The following is a 26,186-nucleotide window of genomic DNA, read 5'->3' as shown; positions in this document are numbered from 1 at the left end:
TTCACTCATCCCCCCCTATGGTAAAAATAATACTCATGGTCACACCTACTACAGCCAGGTATACCCCCAGATCAAAGAGGACTGCTGTAGCCAGCTCGGTATCACCCATAATAGGCAGATCGAAATGGCCAAAGGCATGGCTGAGAAAAGGGGCTCCGAAAACAAACGAGCCAGCCGCAGTCAGAATTGCAATGAGCAGCCCCACCGCCGTGATCATGCGGTAATTCACCGGAAGGACTTTACGAACCGTGTCCATTCCGAAGGAGATCGCCATCAAAATAAGCGCAGCTGAAGTCATCAGCGCTCCGATGAAGCCACCTCCCGGATTATTGTGTCCGGCAAAGAACAAATACATTGAGAAGGTGAGAATCACGATTATGATAACCTTGGACAGGGTTCGCAGGATCACATCATTACTCCGGAGCGGAAAGGCAATTCCCCCCCCCTTCTTATTTTTGTTGGCGGGTGAAATACCAGGCTCCATTTTCAAGTTAATCAAGGCATAAATGCCGAGGGATGCAATAGCGAGAACCATAATTTCGAATAAAGTATCGAATCCCCGGAAGTCAACGAGAATGACATTGACTACGTTTTTCCCTCCGGCCAAGGAATAGCTTTCTTTAAGGAAAAACTCCGAAATGGGAGCGAATGGACTACTGCCCATGGCTGCCAGCGCAATGAGTGTCATCGTAATTCCTACACCTACAGCGATAATCAAATTCGGCAATCTAAAGCTCAGACGCTCCTTATCCTTCTTTAACTTTGGAAGATACTTAAAGCACAGAAGGAACAGAATGACGGATACTGTCTCCACGATCATTTGTGTTAACGCAAGATCCGGTGCGCGGAAGATAACAAACAGCAGGGTCACCATGTACCCGACTGCACCGGTGAACAAAATCGCGTTGACCCGCGACTTGGCAAAGGGTACGGCAAACGCTGCTAGAAGCATTACAACAACAATGACAGCCTCATAAAAGGCCAACGGAGCATAGTGGCCCATACCCAGCGATATCCCTTGCGTCCCAAGCATCACACTTCCCAAGGCAATGACGAAAAAGCCAAATATATAAAGCAAATAGTGTCTGTTTGATCCCGTCATATAGAGATTTGTGAAGCGGTTCGATCCACGCTCCAGCACTTGAAGAGATCCATCATACAAGAGATTAAGAAAATTGCTACCGTTCCATTCCCGATCCAGAATCCGCAGTCGGGTGTATCTTCTATAGAGAAGTGTCCCGGCAGCGATAACACCCAGTGTCATGAATATCTCAGGTGTCCAACCATGCCAGAAATGTATGGAGACACCGAAGGTTTCCACTGGCGACAATAGCTCATTATAGATCGAGCCCATAGCCGGCTCAATCAGAGAATAAGACAAGAGATCAGGAAATAAGCCGAATACCACAGCGAGTGAAACCAGCAGGACTGGGGAAATCAACAGACCCAGCGGTGCTTCATGCGGTATTTTATCGAGCTTCTCCGGCTGAAGCTTACCCGTAAAAGTCTTAAAGACCAGAATCATACTGTAAACAAAAGTGAATACACTGGCAATCCATGCAATCACCGGAATTAGAATCATCCACGACTGTGTATTCAGAACATCCAACTCCCGAATATTCAACACAGCGGTAAAGAACATTTCTTTACTCAGAAAACCGCTGAATGGTGGTAACCCTGCCATGGAGAAAGCCCCCATCAACGCCACAGAAAAGGTGACCGGCATTAAGGATATTAAACCGCCGAGTTTGCGCAGATCCCGAGTGTTCACCTCGTGGTCGACAATACCAACCACCATAAATAGAGAGCCTTTAAAGACGGCATGGTTGATCAGATGAAAGATGGCCGCCGCAGTAGCCGTCGTATAGAATAACGACTCCTCTGTACCAGAAAAAAAGGCAGAAGCCGATCCCAGCCCGAGCAAACACATAATCAGACCGAGCTGACTAATGGTGGAATAGGCAAGCAGAGCTTTAAGATCTGTTTGTTTAATCGCTTTAAACGATCCATAAAAAAGCGTGACCAGACCGGAAAGTGAGACCAACCAGAACCATTCGGACTGACCAGCGAATACGGGGCTAAGACGCGCCACAAGGTATAACCCCGCCTTAACCATTGTAGCTGAATGCAGATAAGCACTGACAGGTGTCGGTGCCTCCATGGCATCGGGCAGCCAGATGTGAAAAGGAAATTGTGCGGACTTAGTGAATGCCCCCAGTAGAATCAGCAGCATCGCCGGAATAAACAACGGGGACTCGGTCAATAAGCCGACTTGGGCTATAATCTCCCGAATGCTGTACGTTCCACTCATTACGTAGAGCAGATTGAACCCCGCGAACATCGCCAGCCCGCCAAAGACAGTGATTAGCATCGACTTCAGCGCTCCATAACGGGATCTTTCCCGTCGGTGCCAAAAGGCGATCAGCAGGAATGAAGTAATACTGGTTAACTCCCAGAATCCATATAGAACCATCAAATTGTCGGACAAAACGACACCAAGCATTGCTCCCATAAACATGAGCAAATAGATGTAGAAATGGCGAATCGCTTCCGTCCGCTTATTAAGATAATAAATGGAATACAAGATCACCAGCGCACCCATCCCCGTAATCAACAGAGCAAACAGCAGGCTGAGTCCATCCAGATGCAACGTAATATCAATCCCAAGCGAAGGCATCCAAGATATAGTTGACATCGTATCATTTCCAGCCTGAATATTCGATATCCTTGTCAGGAAATACAGGAAAAGAGCTGTGGGTACGGGCAAGACTGTCCAACCTGTATGAAAGCGCGAAATGCCCTTGGTCAACGGGATTAGAACAGCCAGCAGAAATGGAATCAAAATTGCAGCATGCAACACAGTCGAGCACTCCCCCTATATAAACTTATTTTTTTGTATATGAACTTCTAGGAATGCGGCTTTACCCATTCACTTTGTAGAATTCTCAAATACTGGGCTTCGCCATTTCTAACGATTTTGAATAGACCGCTGTTGAAATCAGTATCCAGCTCACGAAAAAATATCCCTTTGATCGTATCTTCTCCACCAGGCTCTTCACTCAGTACATAACTTCCATCCTGCTTCACCAAATAAGCGGAAAATCCCTTCTCATGTGAGTGCTCTAAAAGCTCGGGATAACGCTGTACAGCCACAATATGAAGATCAATAGGACCCAGTTGTTCAATCAAATCGTTGACAAAATTACCACGGGTAATCTCTTGCCATAGCGTTTGACTGGACTGGCCGATGATGATTTGAGTAACCTTTTTTTCCTGGGCTGTCTCCACAATCACCTCAGCTGTCTTTTTCCCATTGCATTTACGAATCAGAAACGCTCCTCCAGCATCTTTAGTCTGCTCTTCCCATCCCGAGAGGTATTGTTCCTTGTTTTGGTTGTATTCATGATCTGTGGTTGCATCCACTGTAAGCACATATAAAGGAGCCCCGAGTAACCGGGACAACTCGCTGCCTCTTTGAATTAACCGCTGTCCGTGCGGACCATAATGGACACACACCATAATGCTCTCATTGTTCATCTCCGCCATCATTTTCTCTGCCTCCTGTTTCCAATTTACGAAAAAAACACAAAAAGAGCCCGCTGTTGGCAGGCTCCTCCGGGTAAACCAATATACAATTAGCTTTAATTATATAGTTTACCGGGGAGATTGTAAAGGTAAATCCTTTTGCGTATAGCACCTAGTATAAATGGAGAATATTCATACAAAGGAGTGGTTCACATGTTGATGCGCAAAGTGATGATCTGCACCAGTCTCTTTATCCTGTTGCTTGTCGTGGGCTGGAGACTTGAATATAATATTCATGAAAAAGCAGTTAAGAGCAACCAAAAGTTATCAGCAAATGAAAGTTACAAATTCCGATCAGCCAATTTTGCTGAACCTGTTCTAATAAGCATTCCCTTTCTCCCCCGGGAGTATGTACGAATAGTACGAAAGATTGGTGAATAGTTGTTAGCTTTTTCGATTATCTTTAATATGAACCCTTGACTATAGCCGTTTTGCCAACCACGATTTAGGATAGGACACTAGTATAAAAACAGCAGATCAAGGAGACTATTCCCGATCTGCTGCTTTTTGCCGATGATTTCTAACAAAGAATGATGCTTTATGACGAGTACAAAGTATTATTACCAAGCGTAGGCTTCTGGCGCAGGTTTTCCCGGACCCGGGAAAATCTCATTCAGCTTGGCAAGCACATCTTCGCTCAATTTGACCTCAGGTACCCGTAGAGCATCCTCTAACTGTTCTAAGGTCCGTGGTCCGATAATTGGAGCCGTTACAGCCGGATGGGACAGTACCCAAGCCAGTGCAATCACGTCTTCCTTTTCACCCAGCTCGCGGGACAATGCTGCAAATTGCTCCAGCTTCGCACGATTCTGCTCCACCTTTTCCTTGGCGCGTGCGCTGCGAGAACCAGTACCTGCTAACGCATTCCGTCCCAGCAGTCCGCCCGCCAGCGGGCTCCATGGAATCACACCCAGCCCCAGCTCTTGAGCTGCCGGTAATACTTCAAGCTCGGCGGAACGTTCGTTCAAGTTGTACAAATGCTGCTCGGATACAAGCCCCAGAAAACGTCGTGCCTTCGCTTCGGCCTGCGCCACCGCAATATGCCAGCCCGCAAAATTACTAGAACCGATATAACCAACTTGTCCCCGATCCACCACGGACTCAAATACGCCCCACAGCTCATCCCATGACACGTTTCGGTCAATGTGATGCATTTGGTATAGCTCTACATGGTCGGTCTGCAGACGTTTCAGAGACGCATCCAAATGGCGGCGAATTTTGTAAGCAGATAAGCCTGATCCTGTATTGGGTCCGTCATGTTCATTTTTCATATCTCCGTATACCTTCGTTGCCAACACGACCTTCTCGCGTCTTCCGCCGCCCTGCTGGAACCAACGTCCGATAATTTCCTCTGTCCAACCTTTACGGTCATGGCCATATACATTAGCCGTATCAAAAAAGTTAATGCCCGCATCCAGCGCGGCATCCATAATTTTAAACGCATCCTTTTCTTCGGTTTCTGGTCCGAAATTCATCGTCCCCAGACATAACCGACTAACCTTTAAGCCTGACTTTCCTAAGTATGAATACTCCATACTACCTCCCGCCTTTGCCTAAGGATTTTAAAATTCCGCAAAATTACATGCCAAAAAAAGACCATACTCCGTTTATTCACCAGAACAAACCGCATTGAAACACCCCCAAATGCAATTTAAAGATTGGATAGCGCATGCAAAAAAGCCTCCGCACCATGCCGAAGCATAACATGCGGAGGCCACCTCCCCGTACTACCCGCCGAATGTTAAAGAAAGTGACTTTACGGCGGATGCCAGCAGAGCGGAGGATTTGAATCTGGAGAAGCGGAGCGTTCGCCTTTGCCACGGGATTCTTACCTTTTCATGTCTATCTAATCCAAAGAATCCCGTGGCAACAGCGATCGTAAGATCAAATCCTTCGCGGAGCGGCTCACTTCAGCCCCCGTAACTCATTCTTTTTTTAACAATCAAGGAATTAATTTCGTTTCTTTCGCTCGCTCAGCCATTTTTTTCGTATGCTTGCTGAGCGGCTTCTTCAACACCAATCCAAACAGGAAGCAAACACCGATAAATACAAACAGCATCACCACATCCCGTATCACCGTTGAAGCCAACATCCCTCCTACTGTCTCTCGTAACAGACTAACCGCATAGGTAAATGGTACAAATGGATTCAGCGCCTGAAAGAATGGTGTACTCGTCGCAATCGGAAACGTCCCTCCTGAACTGGAGAATTGAAGCACCAGCAGGATGACCGCCAGTCCCTTGCCGATATTGCCGAACACAGAAACTAGTGTATAGGTCATCGCCGTAAACACCAGACTGATCAGCATAGAGGACAGTACAAAGGCTACTTTGGCATCCACATACGCCCCGAGCAGGAACAAGTCACCGAGAGATACGCTCAGCGCCTGAAAAATACCAATTGTGGAGAATGTCATCAGCCGTCCGAAATACACTTGGTAGCTTTTAAATTGTCCTTCCGGGTCATCCACATCTACCCTGAACATTGATACCAGTAGCATCGCACCTACCCAAATCGACAATGTAGTGTAAAAAGGTGACATCGCAGAACCATAGTTAGGGATTGGATATATCCGTTCCTGCTTCAACGATACCGGACTGCCGAGAAACTCACTTTCCTTTTTCACATCCCCCTTGAGCAATGCAATAGCGCGTCCGAGTGCATTTTCGCCCTTAAGCTTGCGAATGGTATCTGCAGCCTGACGTATGGAATCCTCGGCAGCTGGAAGATCGCTCCTTACAAAATTGGCTACTTGGTGCACCGCTTTTTCCGCTTCAGGAAATTTATTTTCAATTAAGTCAGCCATTTTGACAAACTGTTGTTCCGCTTTGGGCAAATCATTACGCACAAAATCTGCCGCCTGATGAATTTTACTTTTAACCGTCGGCAAATCGTTATTTACGAAGTCTGCTGCTTTGTTCACAGCATTCGTAAACTCGCCCATACGTCCCTGAATCGTTGTCGCCGCTTCATGCAGTTTCTGACGGTATTGTGGCAGATCCTGCTGGAGACGTGTTAGCTCTTGCTGGCCGAATTCTGCTGCAGCCTGTGCGTCATTTAATAGCTTTTCAATATTCGGTAGCTGCTCTTGAGTTGTAGTCAGCACATTGGCAGAATTGCGGGCTACGGATTTGATCTGATCTAGCGCCTTTTGAATGGCGGGTGCATACTCCGTATCATAATTGCCCAAAATGCTGTCAATTCCGCTACTGATTTCTCCAGCAAGGCGATCAGTGTCATCCAGCAGATTTTGCGCAGGCTTTTCACCGCGCTGGATGACATTCCCGATACTAGTTACTGTGCTATTCAGACGGCGGAAACGATCCTCCACCCCGCTCACACGGGAAATAAGTGAATCCAGAGGTTGACTTGGCAAATATCCGTTCACACGGTTCAGCAATTGAGATATATGATCCAGCACCCCCACGGCAGTTGTCAGCCTACCGCTGACACGATTCACCGCAGCTTGTGCTGCTTTAGGATCAAAATCCACACCACGAATGATGTCTGTAATCTGAGAAACCTCATTCGCAATTTGTTGTACCAGTTGTAAATCTTCTTTAACTACTGTACCTATCGAATCAAGCGCACCCTCATTTTTGTCCAGAAATTCAAGTAAACCGTTTGTAAAGTCCTTGCCTGTGTCCGCTATCTGCTGTACTTCTGGCAGTGCCTTCTGGGCAGCATTAATAACTTTAAGAGCCGTTTGCATGTCCTCTAGGGCGGTGGTCAGTGCGCTTTCTACCTTGCTAAAATTTTGATCCAGTTCAACAATTCGATCACCAGCCTTTTGAATATCAGGTAGTCTTTTTTGGATATCTAAAATAACAGCGGCTACCTTGTCCAGCTCAGGCATGTTTTTGTCAATTTTGAGCACCAGGTCACCGGCGCGGTTAATTTCAGGAATTTTCTCCTTCAATGCGATAATCTTTTGTCCCTGCGCCTTAATTTTCGGCAAATTTTGCTCCAGCTTCAAGGCCTGTTTGCCCAACCTATCGATATCCGGTAGTCGATTATTTAGCTCCAACACCCGGTTTTCAATATTACGAATTGTCGGGAGTTCCTCCTCCAACTTTACTCCAGCTTCCTTCAACTTCGTCAATACCGCCTGGCTGGCAGTTTCAATAAAGTTTTGGCTAATCTGGTTCGTCAGAGAAGTTGCCCCCGAAGATGTAATTTTCGGAGCTACTGCATTAATTTTTTCATTTACGGCGTAATCAATTTCCGGCTTTTGCGGATTTTCCGTCAGCACACTCGTAATTTTCTCTGAAAAGTCTTTCGGGATCAGCAGGCTGGCATAATAATCACCATCCAACACACCTTTCCGTGCTTCCGCTTCATTGACAAAAGTCCAACCCAGCTTCTTGTTATTTTTAAGGTTATGCAAAACCTCATCGCCGATATTAATCTTCTTACCATTCACTTCTGCACCCTGATCTTGGCTGGTTACTGCAATTTTAATTCCAGATGTATTCGCATATGGATCCCACATCGCTTTCAAATTCACCCATGCATAGACGGAAGGCAAAAGAATGATGCCAATAACTAATAAAGTCCCGGTCGATACTTTGAATACATTTCTCCAGTCTGTTAAGTAGATTTGCCATATCTTCCGCAACTTCATCACTCCTTGTATGTACATTAACCTGTCGTCCATTGTTGTATGCACACGTATTGTAAACGATTCGAGCGAATGAAGCCAACCCTGTTACAATATATGCCAAAAGCGTATGGGTCTTATAGAGATCAAAGGCTTTTTCTTGCCCCAACTCAAAGAAGCCCTTCGGACCTAATAAATAGGCTCGAAGAGCTTCTTTCTTATACATAGTTATCCATTCTTCAGCAGTCTGGCCGCCGAAAATGCTGCGCCATGACGCAACTTCCGCTTCTCCAACCGTTTGTGCAGCGAACGATTATACAGAACCTGAATGACAAAATACGAGATAATGCCCAGCACCACACCGAAAATCGACATGCCGATCAGGATGTGCAAGCCTCCGTGCAACAAGTCTCTGAATACAGACCAGTTGCCGTGAAACAGCTCCATAAAAGAATGCTCGTGAAGTCGTCCACCCCTAACATGTACCGGATAATGAGATGGATAAATCCAAGCCCCCACTTGCTTGGCGAATGGCATCAGTACAATTGGTAAAAAGGTTAGCTTACCTACAACGTTACCCACAATGGCCGCAGGCAGCGATCCGCCAGAGAGACGAACAATCGGATAAAAAACAAGGTATACCAGAGAAGCCGTGGAAATCACAATCATCTCCAGCGCAAAGCCAATGGCGAAGCCCAAGGAGATCTTTTTAACTCCTCCAGGGGCGCGCAACAGCTTGATGAAATTCAGCCGAATCGCACGCCCTATATTTTGAAACATATTATAGTTCTTCTTCGATTTATGAGGTTTGAGCCTTTTCGGATTGAGCTTTATCAATAGGAGGACTCCTTCAACAGTACAATTCAAGTTCAGGAATGAGTATTTACAGCTCCCATCCTTACTTATGTCTATACTGTCATTATAACCCTCAGCGTTCGAAAAGCAATGCTATTCCGCCTGTTTCGCCGTTTTAGGACAGAATTCGCTTGTAGACATCGTTCTGGAGAGGTACAATGTCCCAAATCTCAGCCGCGTATTGCTGAATCGTACAATCACTAGAAAATTTACCGGAGTGTGCCATATTGACAATAGCACGCCGAGCCCACTCCGAGGGATTCCGATACACCTGTTCAATATGAACCTGCGTATCCACATAGGCTGCGAAGTCCTTGAGCACAAAGTATTCATCATTATGATCAATCAGGGATTGATAAATGGCCTCAAATTCCCGTTCATGCCGCGTAAAAGGAGCATCGTTCACGAGTTGATCCAGCACTTCACGCAGTCTTTCGTCACTGTTGGCTGTTTTGCGCGCCGAATACTGGCCGTCCCGGTAATATGCCTCGATCTGATCCACCTTCAATCCAAAAATGAACATGTTGGCATCGCCTACCATTTCATGCATTTCAACATTGGCTCCGTCCAATGTACCTATTGTGAGCGCACCGTTCATCATAAATTTCATATTGCCTGTGCCTGAAGCTTCTTTGCCTGCCGTGGAAATCTGCTCACTGACATCCGCCGCAGGAATAATCAGCTCCGCCAGTGAGACCGAATAATTTTCAAGGAAAACGACTTTCAGCTTGTCCTTGACTTCCACATCTCGATTGATCGTGTCCGCCACGTTATTAATGAGCTTGATCGTCTGTTTGGCGAGAAAATAACCGGGTGCGGCTTTGGCTCCAAAAATAAATGTGCGTGGCGTCACATCCAGGCCCGGATTACTTTTAAGCTGGTTGTATAGATGCATCACATGCAAAATATTGAGCAGCTGTCGCTTATAACCATGCAACCGTTTGACCTGTACATCAAAAATGGAGGACGTATCCAATCGCACGCCCTGTTTTGCAAAAACATACTCAGCAAGCCTGACTTTATTATTTCGCTTAATCGCCTGTATCCGTTCTTTGAACGTCTCGTCCCCACTGTAACGAAGCAGGTCGATGAGCTCCCTTGGACGGGTCCTCCAGCGTGTGCCGATCGTCTCATCGTACAAGCTTGCCAGCTCCGGGTTGGCGTGCATCAGCCAGCGGCGATGGGCAATCCCGTTTGTTTTATTGTTAAAACGGTCAGGGTACAGCTCGTGAAACGACTTCATCTCTCGTTCCTTTAATATTTGCGTATGCAGCGCAGCCACCCCATTAACGCTGTAGCTGCCGACGATTGCCAAGTGGACCATACGGATTTGTTCACCGTGAATAATCGCCATTTCACCAATTTTGATGTCCTGGCCTGGGTAAAGCTCCAGTAGCATAGCGCAATAACGTTTGTTAATTTCTTCAATGATTAAAGAAATACGAGGAAGCAGCTCCCGTACCATATTAACAGGCCATTGTTCCAACGCCTCACTTAATATCGTATGATTCGTATATGAAACGGTTCGCGTCGTAATATCCCATGCTTCGTCCCAGCCCAAGCCCTTCACGTCCATCAGAATACGCATCAGTTCCGGAATAACTAGGGTCGGATGTGTATCGTTAATGTGCAGTGCTATTTTATCGGGCAAATGGCTGTAAGGTAAACGAAGCTTCTCAAACGTACGCAAAATACTTTGTAATCCGGCCGAGCACAGGAAATACTGCTGCTTCAAGCGAAGCAGCTTTCCCTCATAATTGGAGTCGTCCGGATATAGAAATGCGGAGATAGATTCCACCGATCGATTGTAGTCGAGAAAGCGGTAATAACCGCCTTCGCCTCGAATCGGTCCTCGAACGGGATCAAGCGCTGATTCCGCACTCCAAATCCGCAGCGTATTCACCTGTGTATGACCATAGCCTACCAGCGGAATATCGTAAGGGACAGCCCAAACCGTTTCGGCATCCTTTGTCTCGAATACAAGACGTCCCTCCTGTTCGTGGGTTTCCACTCTTCCCCAAAAATGAACCTCGACCTTTTTATCAGGACGACGTTCCTCCCAGACATTCCCTTTCTGTAGCCAGTAATCCGGCAGTTCAACCTGATTGCCGTCCACAATACGCTGTTCAAACAGACCATATTTATACCGGATGCCGCAGCCATGTCCTGCATAGCCAAGGGATGCCAGCGAGTCCATGAAGCAAGCCGCCAGACGGCCGAGACCCCCATTGCCTAGCCCCGCGTCCGCCTCCTGTTCTTCAATTTCCTCCAGATCCCAGCCCAGTTCACCCAATGCCTGCCGAACCATATCCAGTACGCCCAAATTCAGCAGATTACTGCCCAGTAGACGACCTATCAAAAATTCCAGGGAAAAATAATAAATCTGCTTCTCTTGTCCTTCTTTATAGGCTTGGTTCGTTTCTGCCCAATTCTTGCCGACTTGTTCACGAATCATGCCACCCAAAACCTTATATACGTCTTCCGACTGAGCCTCCTGCAGCGGTTTGCCCAGCCTTCCGACCAGTTGCTCTCGAAAAGCCTGCTTAAATGCTTCTTTATTGCTGAACAAAGTTGTACCTCCTGTTATTTCCGTTTTAATGGCTAAGTATATCCTTTAAATTACGCTATTCTTGGCAATGACATAGGGAACTCTAATGTCTCCAATCAGAGTTCGATCTGGTGAAAGCTGTACATCTTTATCTAAAACCACATTCTCCACAACTGCCCCTTTACGGATGACACATTTTTGCATAATAATCGAGTTGCTTACCCGCGCACCCTCCTCCACCCGCACTCCACGGAAAAGAATACTATTCTCGACCTTGCCTCCAATGGTGCAGCCATTGGCAACAAGTGAATGATCCACCTCGGCGCTGTGCGTATAGCGGGTCGGGGCTTCATACTTGATTTTGGTGTGCACCGGCTGATTCTGAAACAGGGCTTGATACTGCTGCTGATCCAACAGCTTCATGCTATTTTTATAGTAGCTCTCAATAGAATTAATAACCGCATGATAACCTTCATAACGATACGCATAAATACGCAGTCCACTTGGGTTTTTCTGGATGGCATCACGAAAGAAATGATTATCCTGATGGGCAATGCAATGCTTCACCTGATCCAGATACAAGTCTTTGTCCATCACAAACATCTCCAGATAAATGTTATGATGATCCTGCTCCTGATGAATACCCGTCACTCGTCCGTTCTCATCAATCTCCAGTCGTGCACAAGGATCATGCTCAGATTCTAGCTGGTCTATGGGTTTATATACAAGGGTAACATCTGCATTTTTCTCCTGATGATAACGATATACATCCTCGATATCCACCTTATTGACATGCTGAGTTCCTGCGTGAATAATGGTTTGCCCCGATGAGCGATGGAAAAAGTCCAGATTGTTGTGCACATGCTGCAAATCTCCACGCGATGCATCCGTCGGATCATTCCAGTCCGGTGGCAAAATAAACAACCCGCCCCGTCTGCGGTCTAAATCCCAAGGCCGACCTTCGCCCAGATGATCCAGCAGCGAACGGTATTTGCGGCGGATAAACAATGCAATATCATGCACCCCTGCATGCATCATATTGGATAAGGTAAAATCAATGAGCCGATATCGACTAGCAAAGGGGACTGCGGCCCCGCACCGGAAATAGGTCAACTCCTTCAACTGATCCAGTTCGTGATCCAGGTTGATAACTCCAATGAGTCGACTCATTGCAGACACCGTCCTTATCCAGGTTAAATTCGTGCATGAAGCTGGCTTTCCTGATCGAACAAAATAATCTCATCAGAACTATCTTCAGGTCCAATAAACGCGTTGTCTTCAATAACGATGTTCTCATTCACGATAGCCCGGTGAATACGTACATTGCGCCCAATTTTTACGTTCGGCATGATGACAGAATCGGTAATGACGCTCCCTTCACCTACTTCGACCCCATAAAATAGTACAGAATGCCTTACTTCTCCATCCACCATGCAACCTTCATTTACAATGCTGTTTTTGAGAATCGCCCGTTGGGTTATATACTGGGCCGGTTGATTGGGGCTGCGAGTATAGATGCGCCAGAAAGGATCATTCAGATCCAAAGGCGGATCCTGAACCAGAAGATCCATGTTGGACTCCCACAAGCTCTGAATGGTACCTACATCCTTCCAGTACCCAGCAAACGGGTACGCATACAGCGACCGGCCATGCTGAAGCAACAATGGAATGATATCCTTGCCAAAATCATGTGAGGATTCAGAATCGCTTGCGCTTTCCAGTAAATAGCGACGCAACACCTCCCATTTGAACAAATAAATACCCATGGAGGCCAATGTACTTTTCGGCTGTTCAGGCTTCTCCTCAAAGTCATATATTTTCAGATCATCGTCAGCGTTCAGGATTCCAAATCGTTTAGCTTCCTGAATCGTGACATTGATAACAGAAATGGTGCAGTCTGCTTCCTTCTCCTTGTGATAGTGGAGCATTCGACTGTAGTCCATTTTATAAATGTGATCCCCTGACAGAATGAGTACATGCTCCGGGTCATACTGGTCCAAGAAATGCAGGTTTCGATATATTGCATCCGCCGTGCCCCTATACCAGTTGTTTCCATCTTCTTTCTCGTGCGGAGGTAAAACGAACACTCCTCCATCCAGACGATCCAAATCCCAGTCGCTGCCTACGCCGATATAGGAATGGAGCACCAACGGCTCGTATTGGGTCAATACACCTACAGTGTCTATACCAGAATGAGTGCAATTGCTGAGAGGGAAATCAATAATGCGGTAAGTTCCTCCAAAAAATACTGCCGGTTTGGCTAGTGTACGAGTAAGTCCTTTGAGTCTTTTGCCTTGTCCGCCGGCGAGCAGCATGGCAACCACTTCCTTCTTTCTCATAACAAAGACCTCCCTGTCATGTGCGTCTGAAGCCATTGTGGCGGGATATTTGATAATATCCATTAAACATGAAAAGACAGTCGTAATCGTTTCATTGGCGAAGGAACGGGTAAGATGTGATGGAGAAGGGTAAATCATAGTTATGCGGAACGAGTGCAAGGAATCACTAAATCGTAAAATCCCGTTCATCTTTTCACATTTTGGATGCTTTTAAGCATTTGGGTATGACAACATGATCATAAGGAGGCGTACTTTATGAAGAATAAGAAATGGGTGGTAGCAGCATTGGGAATGGGTGTGACGTATCTGATGAAAAATAAAGGGGCACGCGATAAGGTATTGAATAAGGTACAGACTATTGTCAATCGTGCGAAAACCTCTGCAAAATCGTAAAATGTTAAAGCTAGAAAAAAGCGAGCCTCTCTGAATCATGGTTCAGGGAGGCTTTTCTCTGCGTCTACAAACAAATTATTGTTCGAGGCTGTATTCGTAGACGGTCAGGCATTCTCCTTATGTTCTTCTACTTCCATGATATGTTCAACGGTAAAGGTTCGATGCGTCCATTCGGAAGAACGGTAAGCCTCTAGGAGACCGAAGGTACGAATTTTCTCCTTGTCCACCTTTTTAAAGGTATGAGTAATCCCTACCTTGCCCTTGAAAGGAAAAAAGGAGAGACCTACAGTCTGATCCGATAGCCACTCGGCCCAAACTCGCCCGCTTTCATGACGAACAGCCGGGAAGCTCAAACCTTCAGCAAACCATTCATATTCTACTGTAGGCGTACCCGGCTCTCGACTGCACAAAAACAGACTCAATTCGTCGCAAAACAACATTCTCCGTACATCCGTCCGCACTTGATGGTCGAAGGTTACGCCACATGCCAGCTCCTGTTTGAGCCTCAGACGACGCTGTTCCTCCGCTTCCTGATAAGCATGCGTAATCTGCTTGTCCTGAGCATTTTGATGCTCGGTCCGCCCGACTAGCTCCTTGTACATCAAGCTACACAGCAACGCAGCATACGTGTTTCCTTGTTCGACTTCATCAATCCCAAGACGATAGAAAACAAAACGTGGACTGAGCGGAAAATCAATAAATGTATAAGGTACTGACATATGATCATTCCAGAAAGGAGCAGCGTCTAACTGTATCCAACCCCGATCATGCTCCCTTGCTGCATATACAAAATCCTGCTTATGACGTCTATTCTTGAAGGCACTCTCTTCCCATTGTAAAGCCAACTCACCTGAAATATGGGCATGGTCATGCTGCGTCGTCATGATATAAGCTTGGTCCGTTTCATAAATAACCATATGCTCTCCCCTTCCGTTCGGCGATTCGTGTGATTGTGTACAAACTCTCTGATTGAAGGTCATGGTTATGCATACGTTTATTATATCAGGATAAGGGTAAAAAGGCAGTGGAGTTTTCCCCCTCTTTATATCTAATTACCCCTTTGATTCTGCACTCGAAACTGCTGCGGGCTCATCCCCTCCAGCTCACGAAACACTTTGTTAAAGTGCTTTGCATTGTCAAAGCCCACGTTAGCCGCAATTTCATAGATCCTGCCCCCTTGACACTCCAGCAGCTTTTTGGCTTCTGAAATGCGCAGCCTTTTTACATATTGAACAAAGCTGAGGCCTGTATAAGCTTTGAACGCCTGACTAAAATACGTATAATTCAAGGATACTGAGTTGGATACTACTGCCATATTCAAATCCTCGCTGTAATGAGCGTGGATATATTGGATAGCACGTGTCATACTACCACTTCTATCGACGTTGGCACTCGCGCCAGCTAGTCTATCTTTCTCTACGCCGACAACACTATCGTATGTGAGGGGGTTCCTCTCCTTCAATTCCTCATTCAAAACTGCCAGTGCACCGAACAGTTCCTCCCTTACGATCGGCTTGAGTAAATACTCCCGTGCCCCACAGCGAATCGCTTCGCGCGCATACTGGAACTCGTCATATCCACTGAGAATGATCACCGAAGGCCTGCGTTCCGGCTCCAGCTCACGAATATGCTGCATCAGCATAATGCCATCCATAATAGGCATACGGATATCCGTTATCACCAACTCGGGCAAAAACTGCTTCACATGCTGCCAGGCTTCCCTTCCGTCCTTGACCAGTACACATTCATAGAGACCGGAAAATTCCCGTTCGATCATAGCTTGAAGTCCCATTCGAATATTTTTCTCGTCATCCGCAATCAACAGCTTGGTCGTCATGGTCCGTCCCCCTCATCATGTAACGTCTAGGCAAAATCAGGGTCACTGTCGTCGATTGTCCGTGGATGCTGTCCAGTCTTATGCCATACTCTTCGCCATACTGCATACTTAAACGGCGATGCACATTATACAAACCGATTCCCCCATTCATCCCGGGCTCGTGGAAATCCATATTCGTTCGCGCTAGACCAGCCATGATGGCGTTTCTTCTTTCTTCAGATATCCCCACTCCGTTATCCTGTATACGCAATTCTATGATATCCTGCTTAGAGCAGGCTTCAATCGTGATGCTGAATGGGCTTTGCAATGTACTCCACCCGTGCTTGATAGCATTTTCGACTACAGGCTGCAGCGACATTTTCAGCATCTCCAGTTCCATAAACGCCGACGATAGATGAATTTCCAATCCAATTTGGTTATCGTGGCGAATGTTCATGATGGCCACGTAATGCTGGATATGTCGGATTTCATCCCGCAACGCAACACACGACCCGGACCATTGGAGATTATAACGCATCATCGAGCCAAGGGAGGTAAGGGCATCCGACAGCGGATACTGCCGTTCTATCTCCGCCATCATTTTTAAATTTTCCAATGTATTATAGAGAAAGTGGGAATCAATCTGATGCTTGAGCGCTAGCAGTTCAGCTTCTTGAGCAGTGGCCTGCTTGTGTACTGCCTCGGCAATGAGCCCGTTAATTCGACTCAGCAGACTGCGAAAATATAAAGCCAGCTCAGCCACTTCTCCCCGTCCATATACTGGAATCTTAAGCTGAAAGTCACCCTCCTGCTCTACTTTTTTCATGGATTCACGCAGGGTATGTAGCTGCTTGAGAATGAAGGCATGCAAGGTATAGGAAATGACGGACATAAACAAAATCAGCATACTAATAATGAGCAGCATGGCATTGCGTTTCTGACGGAGATCACCCAGCGGACCGTCCAGCGCCACCACATTTAGCAGGTAGGCGTCCAACCCTTCTATATAACGATACAAACCAAGATAAGGCTTATTCCCATAGGTAAAGTCAAAAACACCACCCTGTCCCTGAACGCGGGACTGTAACAGATGGTGCACATGGGACAGAGGGATCGGAATGGGATCAGGTTGAAAGGAAGCTGTAGCTATATCGGTAGAAGACACTAATTTTCCACCGTTTGAGATGGAATCCCCGCCGTTCAGAATGAACATTTGCCATGCGCGATTACGTTGCGGGATTCCAAATACCCTAGGTGAAAATAGCTCCAGCCTCATATTTGTTTCTACCAACCCCGCGTGTCTTCCTCCAGTAGACTGAATTTCACGCAGCAGTGCCATATACTGCACTGTCTCACTTTCCTGGCGGGATTGTCCCCCAAGTAAGCTTTTCGGCCCCTTGTACATATCCCACCATATTTTCCCTTGTCGGAGTTGAGCCGCTTTCAGCCAGGAAGCCTTAGGCAATCGTGATTCTTTGAAAATCATCGGCCATATTTCATGCGTCTGGGGATTATTGGTATACAGTCGAATGTTCTCTACATTGGGATTACTGTACAGCAAGTGCTGTAAATTTGGAAACACATTCAAGTTGAATTGGACTAGCTCATCGCTGCTTATTTCACGTTCCTCGGTTAGATAATGAAGCACGTTGCGATCTGAGATCGCAAGCTGTGCGGTTCGCTCCATAATTTCCATATTGCTATGAATATGGGCCAGCTCTGTATCCAACACATACTGATTTTGTACGGTAATGTCTTTCATTGTATTCTCGTACAGTTGGTGAAAGGTATATAGCGAGAACAATACCACCGGGATTAAAATGACGCCGATATACGCGACAATGAGCTTAACTTGAAGGGAACAACCGCCAAGCCGATCGGTCGTTCCCGTCATCCACTGCCATATCGTGCGGCGCAGCAGGCTCTTCATCTGTGAACGTGCACGGCCTGGCATGTAATCACATCCTTAGGGGTTCAATAGATTAAGTTATTGAATTAAATCATTTGGTGAACTGTTCAATTTTCTTAAGGTTTTCCTCATAGGCTTTTTGCTGATAAGCCAATACCTTGTCATAGCCTGCTTTTCTGCGGTCTTCCAAAAAGCGGGCAAACAGCTGATCGAACTCCTCATCCGAGGAAGCCAGCAGCAGTTTCGGTAATGCCTTGCCCCAAATTTTGTCTATCTGGCCTGACGCAATGCCTTCTGCCGAGGTTCCGGTCGGTTTGATATTCTCATATTGAGAGAAGCTGTGGGTCTTGCCTTTCGTCCAATCTTCAGGCTGCTTATACGGCTCGACACTGGGCGGCGCCCACTGCAAATTCATATTTGTATCCATCAGCATCCAGAAAGTGAAGGAGGCGCCATACTTTTTGTCAAATGCAGACCGATCCTTGTTCAGCAGCTCCAGTACCTCCGGCTTGAAGGCTGGCTTACCGTTAACTGTGTCCCACAGCTTTCCCTGCTCCCCCAGATACAGATCACGATTCCCTTCCTCGCTAATCAGATAAGTCAGAAATTCAATAGCCCGCTCCTTGTCTTTGACATCCTTCGAAATAAGCGTCACCGTCCACCCGGAAATGCCCGGCCCGGCCAGCGTCGGCGGGTCCAGCTTACTGTTGGAAGGTCCATCCACCGCAATGTAGACGGAGTTGGGATCTTTCGCATGCAACGTCACCTGTTGTGTAGCAAAATCAGAGCGCTGATATAGCATGGCAAAATACCGTCCCTGTGCCACCTTCTCCTCCATTTGCGGACGTTTGTCGATAAATACGTCCTTGGCGATCAGACCCTGCTCATTGGCTTGACGGAATGTTTTGAGCCAGCGAATGTACTCTTCGTCCGATCGACGGTCGTACAGCTTTCCGTCCTTCTCATGTGGAACGGCTAAAAAATTAAGTAAATAGTCTTCAAAAGAATAATTTCCGTTATCCGTAAATTCGTGGAACCCTATCGGGATCAGCGGTTGACCGTTTATCTCCGGGAATTTCTCCTTTGCTTTTTGAAGCGCTTTCAGGAATCCCTCTGGTGTTCTCATATCCGGCTTGCCAATCGCCTCGTACATATCCTTCCGAACCATAAACGTTTGATTGGAGACAAAATTTTGGCCGTATTTTTGGTAATCCTGTGGTGAAGAGGACGCGTTAGGATACCCATATACATTCCCGTCCGTTTGACGATACCATGACATTTTAGCTGGGTCTGCCACTTTAATCAGATATGGATCATATTTCTCAGCCAACTTGTTAAGTGGGAGCACCATCTTGCCCTCGATCATTTTTTTGATCGCATCTTCCCCCCAACTGAGCGTGACAAAATCAGGCAGTTTGCCCGAGGCGAGCATGGTATTCAGTTTTTCATTTTCATTCCCTGCGGGTACGATAAAATTAACGCTGACCCCAGTCTTTTGCGTCACATACTTCGAGGTCATATCCGTTCCCCACTTGTTCGGGAACCAGGAAAAATTCAAATACCAGTCAAACGTAATCGGCTCTGTATCCGCCTTCCAGCCTGGCGTATCTGCCGAAGCCTTAGTTTTCTCGTCCTTCAATTCCGTGACAGCGCCACTTCCACCGGACGTACACCCCGCGAGCGGTCCTATCAGCAGCACGACGGCCAACAGCCCTTTCTGCCATTTGCGAATGTTCATCATAAATCTCCCCCTTGGATGATGTGCTAACCCTTGATCGATCCGATCATCAGACCCTTGACAAAATACTTCTGCAGAAAAGGATATACCAGTACAATGGGCAGTGTCGTCACGACCATCGTCGCCAGCTTGATCGATTGCGAAGTGACGGACTGGGCAACGCCCCCCGGTGCAGCAGCCATCATTTGATTAGAGCTGGATTGGGCAACAACCCGGTACAAATACGTCTGAATCGGCTGAAGATCCGTATTATTAATATAGATCATTCCGGTAAAATAATCGTTCCACTGGTATACCCCATGAAACAACGCAATCGTCGCTACTACCGGCATGGATACAGGGAGCACGATTCGGCAGAAGATACCGAAATCATTCGCACCGTCTATTTTCGCCGCCTCTTCCAGTGCATCCGGCAGTTCTCGGAAAAAAGCCATAAAAATAATAAGATCAAAAAAGCTGAACATCGCAGGAATGATGTACACCCAAAAGCTGTCCAGCAGTCCGAGATCACGAATCAGCAAATACGTTGGAATCAATCCCCCACCGAAAAACAGGGTAATGGTACCAATCAGCATATACAGTTTGCGCCCGATCAGCTCCTTACGGGAATATGCATATGCAATCATAGCGGTAAAAAACACATGAACAATCGTGCCGATAAGCGTCTTGGCAATAGTCACTCCCATCGCAGTCATAATACCGTTGTTAGCAAATACGGCCTGATAGCTGCCCAGACTGAAGACTCTCGGCCACCAGTAAATGCCACCCCGCATAGCGTCTGCTCCTTCGTTAAAGGAGTTCACCAGCACATACCACACGGGATACAATGTCACAAAACAAATAATCAGCATGAAGACGTTGTTCATGAAATCGAATATCGCTTCGCCTGCTGTTCTACGTTGCAATAGCTGCATGCACCCGTCCTCCTTCAAAATAGGGATGTATTATTCACCCGTTTGGTCACCGAATTGGCAATTAGCAGCAAAATGAGAGCAAGAACCGATTTCAGCAAACCCACCGCGGTAGAATACGAGAAACGGCCCTGCTGAATGCCCACCTGATATACATAAATATCAACTACATTACTTGCACTTTCATTCAGCGAGTTACGCAGGACGAGAATTTGATCGAAGTTGGAGTTCAATATGCCGCTGACCGCCAAAATAAACAAAATGGATATGGTCCCCTTGATAGCGGGAAGTGTGACGTACCACATTTTCTGAAACCGTCCGGCCCCGTCAATTGTGGCCGCTTCGTACATGTCCGTAGATACCCCCGCCATGGCTGCCAAATAGATAATAGCTGACCATCCAAGCTCTTTCCAGATATCCGAGCTAACGACGATAGCCCAAAAATAGCTCGGCTCTGCCAAATAACTGATCGGCTGGTCAATCCACCCCCAGGCTAGCAACAGTTGATTGATCATCCCGGTATCTGCCAGCCACGTCGTTAAGATCCCGCCAAGAATGACCCAAGATAAAAAGTGCGGAAGGTACGAAATGGTCTGTATAGATTTTTTGAACCGTGTAGACCGAATCTCATTCAGAAACAGAGCAAATACAATAGGTAACGGAAACCCGATCGCCAGCTTGAGCAGGCTAATACCCAGTGTGTTTTTGACAATGTACCAAAAGTTATCATCCTCCAAAAAGGCCCGAAAATGCTCTAATCCCGCCCAAGGTGCGCTTGATATGGTTCCAATGATGTCAAAATGTTTGAACGCAATTAAAATACCGTACATCGGAATGTAATGGAAAATAATCATCCATACCACCCCAAGCAGCGCCATAGTCTGCAAATGTCTTTGTTGAACCCATTTGCGCGCTAGTGATGCTCCTCTTCCCGATCGAACCGGCGGCTGTGGCTGCGGATTCTTCCCTCCTGTACTCATACGAAGACCTCCTTTCTTTGTAATGTAAGCACTTACATTTATTATTTTAAAGGCTTCTGCTTCGTATGAGTAGTACTGGATTTTTTGATTTTGGTATCTAAAGTTCAGGTGGGGATCTGACTATAGGCGAGAATTTTCTTCCATACTTTGGATTTTCATATCTATTAATTTACGAAAAAGACTATCAGATGGTACGATAAGACTATATGTGATTCCAATCATTACCTATATACCTAGATCAGGAGGATTAAGAATGGAAGAATTGGTTCGTTCGATTCAGAAACAGGTTCGAATTAAAAAGTTTGCTTGCTGGGCGGGGCTCATCATGTTTGGTCTGTGTACTTTAGTTGGCATTGCAGCTCAGGAATGGCTTATGACGCTCCTGTCACTCGGGATGACAGTCTTATCAATCTATGGGTTAACCATGATGCGTGGTATGACGAAGTTTACTAAAGAGTATCAACCGGGAAAGGGCTACGGTTATTATCGCCGTACGGTACAACAAAAGCTGCGCTATCTAACTTGGGGACAGTGGTTAGTAGGCGGCCTTATTGTCCTGATGTTCTTTATATTTAACGTCCGACTTAGTGCTTTTCTCATTGCTATCTTGGGTATCCTGACTATTCAGTTCAGTATCAAAAAACGAATTAAAAATCATCAGGAACCCGATGTCACTGAGCTGGAGGAGTTTGTACGGATGGGGATTGTTTCTCCGCATGAGCAGACTATTGGTGTATATAAAGATTTTCTACACCTGAGTCATACATTTCGGGGTAACCAAATTGTTATCGTTACAGACAAACGCCTGATTTCTGTATTTGTGGAGGAACAGGGGCGTGCGGTGAAGACGGAAATGTTACTCTCGGGTATAAACAAAATACGCGCCATCGGTACGGGTTTTCAAGGTCAAGGTATATTGCTGTCCGTAAGCAACCGTGACCATAACGAGCTTCACATTCATATGGTCGGAAAAAGCATTTTCTTTTCTCCAGAGCAATTTATAGGTTCCTTGCTACGGGCACTGGATGCAGCGTTAAAAAGCAGATCATACAGTACGGAAGAACCATTCCCGGTTTACCAACAGACAAGGATTTCATTGCATCCGTCAGAACAGGGTTTGCTGCATAAACCTACGACAGCTTAAATATTGTTGGGACATGTACCGCGTTATATATACGGTATGATCGGTCTTCATCATACGCCCAATAGCAAGTAAGCCCTGACCTAAATGAGCTTACTTGCTATTGGGTGTACTTCCACATCATATTTTCCAATCAACTGCCTACCTGCTAAAACAACTAATTTTCTACTGTACTTCTGCCTTCTTAATGATTGGCTCCATGATAAAACACCGTGATGAGATCATGACTTGTAACAAACACTAGCAAACTAAACAGACTGAGCGACAGAGGGCGTGAAATCAATTTTTTCATCCTTTAACACTCCTTTTAAAATAGTTATATATTGGTCTTGCTGTGTTGCTGTAGCTTGGGATCTGAAAATTTCAAATACAGCGGTACATTTCCTAAACTCATGTTCATGTTCCATACCCAGGGTATCGGACAGCATGAGAGATTGCAGGATATAGCCCAACGCAACCGTAAACTGTTGTTGCTTGATATAGTAAAGAGCCAGTTGATAGCAGAAGCGAAAATAATAAGATACATTCACAGGCTCTTCAAAATATTTAAAACCTTCAATTTGTTCGGCAAATGATTCCAGCACAGCCTCTAAAGAATAGTCGTATCTCGACGCTCCCTCAACGATGGAAAGAAGCCCCGGTAACAGCTCTTCCGGATTGTTACGAAGAAATTGGATATATTCCTGCAACACTTCGGCATGGCCTGACAAAATATCAAGGGCATACAAATTAGCTCTGGCAGCATAGCGGTAATATTCCACCTCTGCTTCCCCATATTGATCAAGACCATTAAACCAGCCCAATTCTGCATATTTTTCGATGCAATCGCGAGCGGCCTCATACTTGCCCTGTTTTTGGAAAGCCATGCCTTTCATGAGATGACTGTAGCCGTAGTAGTAGACTAGCGGCCGTTTGGTATGTATGGGTTGTATAGGTTTCTTGCGCGCTTTGTAGAGCTGCAATTCCTGATACTTTTGGTTGACATGGCTATACAGCCGGTCGCATAAAGCAATCATATTGGCACCGTCCGCAAATGAAAAAGACAGCTTAATCATGTTGACAAGTGTGTCTAGATCTGTGATGTCGGAGTGAACAAGATCATCCACTATTCCCGCCTCCTTGTCTGACTTTTTATATTCACCAAACAAAAGCAAGCTCTAAACCCTAACTAAAAATAACTTAATTACGTATTTATTGCGTAATTAAGTTATACCATGAATTCAAACATATGACAAGTGCATTATGATAATATATTCCATTTTTAAAATACCAACGAAAGTAGATCGTTCACTTGTTCAATTCCATGTGAAGCAAAGGAAATGCCCTACCTGATCCATCCAGTGCAGAACGCGCCGTTTGTACAAAGCCGTAATGTCTGTAGAAGGCATACGCTTTCTCGTTCTGCTCATTCACGTCCACTTTGAGGTGTTTCCCTTTTATTTTTTCAGCATGCTGGATGAGTCGGCTGCCTATGCCCTGCCCATGGTGTTCAGGGTCCACAAACAGCATCTCTATTTTTAATCCGTCCAGCCCGATAAAACCTGTTGGTTCTTGACTTGTATTCCATTCCATCCAAACTTCAAGTTCTCTTAAAACACCATTGCGTACGATATGATGATAAAATTGAATGTCCTCTTCCGCCAAAAATGTGTGCGTCCGGCGTACAGCCCGCTGCCAAATATCAACGAGTTGATCATGATTTTCTTCCCGATAAGCAACAATTTCATTTTGCACGGTACTTCCCCCTTATTTAAATATCGATATTGCATGTTTTGCAGTAAGTCTAACATGCCTATTTAGAAGCATACAAACACAAAAAAGGAAGCGGAGTAATTCCGCCTCCCTTAGACTACAGCCTTTTACAACGTAACACCGTTTTTAAAAATAGCGAGCTCCCTGAAATTGTTTTTCTCATTGTTCACCCATGTTCCGCTGGCTACATCGACGATGTAATCGACAAAGTTGCGGAGCGCATCTTCCATACTGACATCCTCCACCAATGAACCGGCGTTATAGTCGATCCAATGAGGTTTAGCCTTATATAACGGCGAGTTGGTTGATACCTTCATCGTCGGAACAAAGGAGCCAAACGGCGTACCGCGTCCAGTTGTGAAAATGACGAGTTGGCAGCCCGCTGCGGCGAGAGCTGAAGATGCCACTAGATCGTTGCCCGGCGCGCTGAGCAGGTTGAGTCCCTTGGTCTTGAGACGTTCCCCGTACTGAATGACATCAGTGACCGTGGAAGACCCGGATTTTTGCGTACAGCCCAGTGATTTATCCTCCAGCGTCGTAATGCCCCCTGCTTTATTGCCCGGTGACGGATTTTCGTATACTGGCTGCTTGTAATCCAGAAAATATTGTTTGAAATCGTTAATCAGATGTACGATCTTACCAAATACTTGCTCATCGGCAGCGCGCTCCATTAAAATCGTTTCCGCGCCGAACATTTCAGGTACTTCTGTCAATACCGTTGTTCCACCTTGCGCTGCCATATAATCCGACAATCGTCCGAGTAGTGGGTTGGCAGTAATACCCGATAAGCCATCAGATCCACCGCATTTCAAGCCGATGTTCAGCTCAGACAATGGTACAGGTTCCCGCCGATCTTCTTGCACGGCCGCAAAAATTTCATGAAGCAACCTTACCCCTTCCTCTACTTCATCCGACACATCTTGGGAAAGCAAAAACTTTACCCGCTCCGAATCATATTCCCCGATGGCTTCCTTAAATTCTTTCATTTCATTGTTTTCACAGCCCAAACCCAGTACAAGTACGCCACCTGCGTTCGCATGTTTCACGGCATCGATCAAAATCGTGCGCGTATGTGCATGATCGTCACCCAACTGAGAACAACCATAGTTATGCTTGAGCACAAGTGCATTTTCAAAAGGTGAAATATCTCCCACTTCCTGCTTGAAACGGTTTAAAATAAGTTCAGCGATCCCGTTCACACAGCCGACCGTCGGCACAATCCACAACTCATTGCGAATCCCCACACGACCGTCCTTTCGCCGAAACCCTTGAAACGTACGACTCTCCTGTTCATATAAATGAGGAGCTGGCTTAGGCTTATAAGTGTACTCTTCTACGCCTGTCAGGTTCGTCTTCGTATTATGCGTATGCACATGCTGACCTGCCTGAATGGGCTGAATGGCATGACCGATGGGATATCCGTATTTCAGAACATGCCCACCTACAGGTATATCCTGCAAGGCGATTTTATGCCCACGTGCTACATCCTCGGCTAGCTCCACCCGTTGTTCTTCTTGTGCTCCCCATGCCAGTGTTTCTCCCTGCTTGTAATCACGCAAGGCGACAGCCACGTTATCTTGATTATGAATTTGAATGAATTCCAGCATTCCGGTTTCCTC

General features: G+C 46.1%; 20 protein-coding genes. 3 read left to right on the top strand and 17 right to left on the bottom strand.

Annotated features, from left to right (window positions below; genetic code table 11):
• Position 1: 1 nt before the first annotated feature.
• Both ACYCS5_RS25665 and ACYCS5_RS25660 read right to left on the bottom strand, forming a co-directional pair.
• Positions 2 to 2,860: a Na+/H+ antiporter subunit A gene (locus tag ACYCS5_RS25665; protein ID WP_165147330.1), complete on the bottom strand. Its 2,859-nt coding sequence runs from the start codon at positions 2,858 to 2,860 to the stop codon at positions 2 to 4.
• Between the two features lie 47 nt (positions 2,861 to 2,907).
• Positions 2,908 to 3,549 carry a universal stress protein gene (locus ACYCS5_RS25660; protein ID WP_165147333.1) on the bottom strand — a complete coding sequence of 214 codons (642 nt, stop codon included), beginning with the start codon at positions 3,547 to 3,549 and terminating at the stop codon, positions 2,908 to 2,910.
• Positions 3,550 to 3,738: 189 nt separating this feature from the next.
• Between ACYCS5_RS25660 and ACYCS5_RS25655 the strand changes: the two genes are divergently transcribed.
• Positions 3,739 to 3,966 carry a hypothetical protein gene (locus tag ACYCS5_RS25655; protein WP_165147336.1) on the top strand — a complete coding sequence of 76 codons (228 nt, stop codon included), beginning with the start codon at positions 3,739 to 3,741 and terminating at the stop codon, positions 3,964 to 3,966.
• A gap of 179 nt (positions 3,967 to 4,145) precedes the next feature.
• On the opposite strand, the gene ACYCS5_RS25650 is transcribed toward ACYCS5_RS25655, so the two are convergent.
• The 6 genes from ACYCS5_RS25650 to ACYCS5_RS25625 form a co-directional block, all read right to left on the bottom strand.
• Positions 4,146 to 5,120 (bottom strand): aldo/keto reductase, encoded by a 975-nt coding sequence (locus ACYCS5_RS25650; RefSeq protein WP_340885174.1) that lies wholly within the window; start codon positions 5,118 to 5,120, stop codon positions 4,146 to 4,148.
• A gap of 407 nt (positions 5,121 to 5,527) precedes the next feature.
• On the bottom strand, positions 5,528 to 8,203 hold the full coding sequence (locus ACYCS5_RS25645; protein ID WP_459760308.1) for a YhgE/Pip domain-containing protein: 2,676 nt from the start codon (positions 8,201 to 8,203) through the stop codon (positions 5,528 to 5,530).
• A 210-nt stretch (positions 8,204 to 8,413) separates the two neighbouring features.
• Positions 8,414 to 8,965 carry a DUF2062 domain-containing protein gene (locus tag ACYCS5_RS25640; RefSeq protein ID WP_049817076.1) on the bottom strand — a complete coding sequence of 184 codons (552 nt, stop codon included), beginning with the start codon at positions 8,963 to 8,965 and terminating at the stop codon, positions 8,414 to 8,416.
• 190 nt (positions 8,966 to 9,155) lie between these two features.
• Positions 9,156 to 11,609, bottom strand: a complete 2,454-nt coding sequence (locus ACYCS5_RS25635) for a glycogen/starch/alpha-glucan phosphorylase (protein WP_459760307.1) — start codon at positions 11,607 to 11,609, stop codon at positions 9,156 to 9,158.
• Positions 11,610 to 11,654: 45 nt separating this feature from the next.
• Entirely contained in the window at positions 11,655 to 12,758 is a 1,104-nt protein-coding gene (gene glgD / locus ACYCS5_RS25630; RefSeq protein WP_029519097.1) for a glucose-1-phosphate adenylyltransferase subunit GlgD, read from the bottom strand.
• A 23-nt stretch (positions 12,759 to 12,781) separates the two neighbouring features.
• Positions 12,782 to 13,927, bottom strand: coding sequence for a glucose-1-phosphate adenylyltransferase (locus ACYCS5_RS25625; protein ID WP_029519096.1), 1,146 nt, complete (start codon positions 13,925 to 13,927; stop codon positions 12,782 to 12,784).
• 255 nt (positions 13,928 to 14,182) lie between these two features.
• On the opposite strand from ACYCS5_RS25625, the gene ACYCS5_RS25620 reads away from it, so the two are divergent.
• On the top strand, positions 14,183 to 14,320 hold the full coding sequence (locus ACYCS5_RS25620; RefSeq protein WP_023988334.1) for a hypothetical protein: 138 nt from the start codon (positions 14,183 to 14,185) through the stop codon (positions 14,318 to 14,320).
• 104 nt (positions 14,321 to 14,424) lie between these two features.
• Here the strand turns inward: ACYCS5_RS25620 and ACYCS5_RS25615 are convergent, their stop codons facing one another.
• The 6 genes from ACYCS5_RS25615 to ACYCS5_RS25590 all read right to left on the bottom strand — a co-directional run bounded on the left by ACYCS5_RS25615 (position 14,425) and on the right by ACYCS5_RS25590 (position 21,674).
• Positions 14,425 to 15,237, bottom strand: a complete 813-nt coding sequence (locus tag ACYCS5_RS25615) for a DUF3891 family protein (RefSeq protein WP_029519094.1) — start codon at positions 15,235 to 15,237, stop codon at positions 14,425 to 14,427.
• A gap of 131 nt (positions 15,238 to 15,368) precedes the next feature.
• Entirely contained in the window at positions 15,369 to 16,157 is a 789-nt protein-coding gene (locus ACYCS5_RS25610) for a response regulator transcription factor (protein WP_459760306.1), read from the bottom strand.
• Positions 16,129 to 18,090, bottom strand: coding sequence for a sensor histidine kinase (locus ACYCS5_RS25605; RefSeq protein WP_340885162.1), 1,962 nt, complete (start codon positions 18,088 to 18,090; stop codon positions 16,129 to 16,131). Before ACYCS5_RS25605 ends, ACYCS5_RS25610 begins: the two co-directional genes overlap by 29 nt.
• 46 nt (positions 18,091 to 18,136) lie before the next feature.
• A complete protein-coding gene (locus tag ACYCS5_RS25600; RefSeq protein WP_340885160.1) occupies positions 18,137 to 19,783 on the bottom strand; it encodes an extracellular solute-binding protein in 1,647 nt (548 codons plus the stop codon).
• A gap of 26 nt (positions 19,784 to 19,809) precedes the next feature.
• On the bottom strand, positions 19,810 to 20,697 hold the full coding sequence (locus ACYCS5_RS25595) for a carbohydrate ABC transporter permease (RefSeq protein WP_029519089.1): 888 nt from the start codon (positions 20,695 to 20,697) through the stop codon (positions 19,810 to 19,812).
• Positions 20,698 to 20,711: 14 nt separating this feature from the next.
• Positions 20,712 to 21,674, bottom strand: a complete 963-nt coding sequence (locus ACYCS5_RS25590) for an ABC transporter permease (RefSeq protein ID WP_029519088.1) — start codon at positions 21,672 to 21,674, stop codon at positions 20,712 to 20,714.
• Positions 21,675 to 21,927: 253 nt separating this feature from the next.
• On the opposite strand from ACYCS5_RS25590, the gene ACYCS5_RS25585 reads away from it, so the two are divergent.
• Positions 21,928 to 22,818 (top strand): hypothetical protein, encoded by an 891-nt coding sequence (locus ACYCS5_RS25585; protein WP_029519087.1) that lies wholly within the window; start codon positions 21,928 to 21,930, stop codon positions 22,816 to 22,818.
• A gap of 245 nt (positions 22,819 to 23,063) precedes the next feature.
• On the opposite strand, the gene ACYCS5_RS25580 is transcribed toward ACYCS5_RS25585, so the two are convergent.
• The 3 genes from ACYCS5_RS25580 to ACYCS5_RS25570 form a co-directional block, all read right to left on the bottom strand.
• Complete coding sequence (locus tag ACYCS5_RS25580) at positions 23,064 to 23,921, bottom strand: DNA-binding protein (protein ID WP_165147354.1); 858 nt, start codon at positions 23,919 to 23,921, stop codon at positions 23,064 to 23,066.
• Between the two features lie 181 nt (positions 23,922 to 24,102).
• Positions 24,103 to 24,549: an acetyltransferase gene (locus ACYCS5_RS25575; RefSeq protein ID WP_029519084.1), complete on the bottom strand. Its 447-nt coding sequence runs from the start codon at positions 24,547 to 24,549 to the stop codon at positions 24,103 to 24,105.
• Positions 24,550 to 24,674: 125 nt separating this feature from the next.
• Positions 24,675 to 26,174: a UxaA family hydrolase gene (locus ACYCS5_RS25570; RefSeq protein WP_069010226.1), complete on the bottom strand. Its 1,500-nt coding sequence runs from the start codon at positions 26,172 to 26,174 to the stop codon at positions 24,675 to 24,677.
• Positions 26,175 to 26,186 lie beyond the last annotated feature (12 nt).

Source organism: Paenibacillus sp. SEL3 (genome assembly GCF_054602585.1).
Note: the sequence above shows the minus strand (reverse complement) of the source record. Positions and strands in the feature narration are given on the sequence as shown.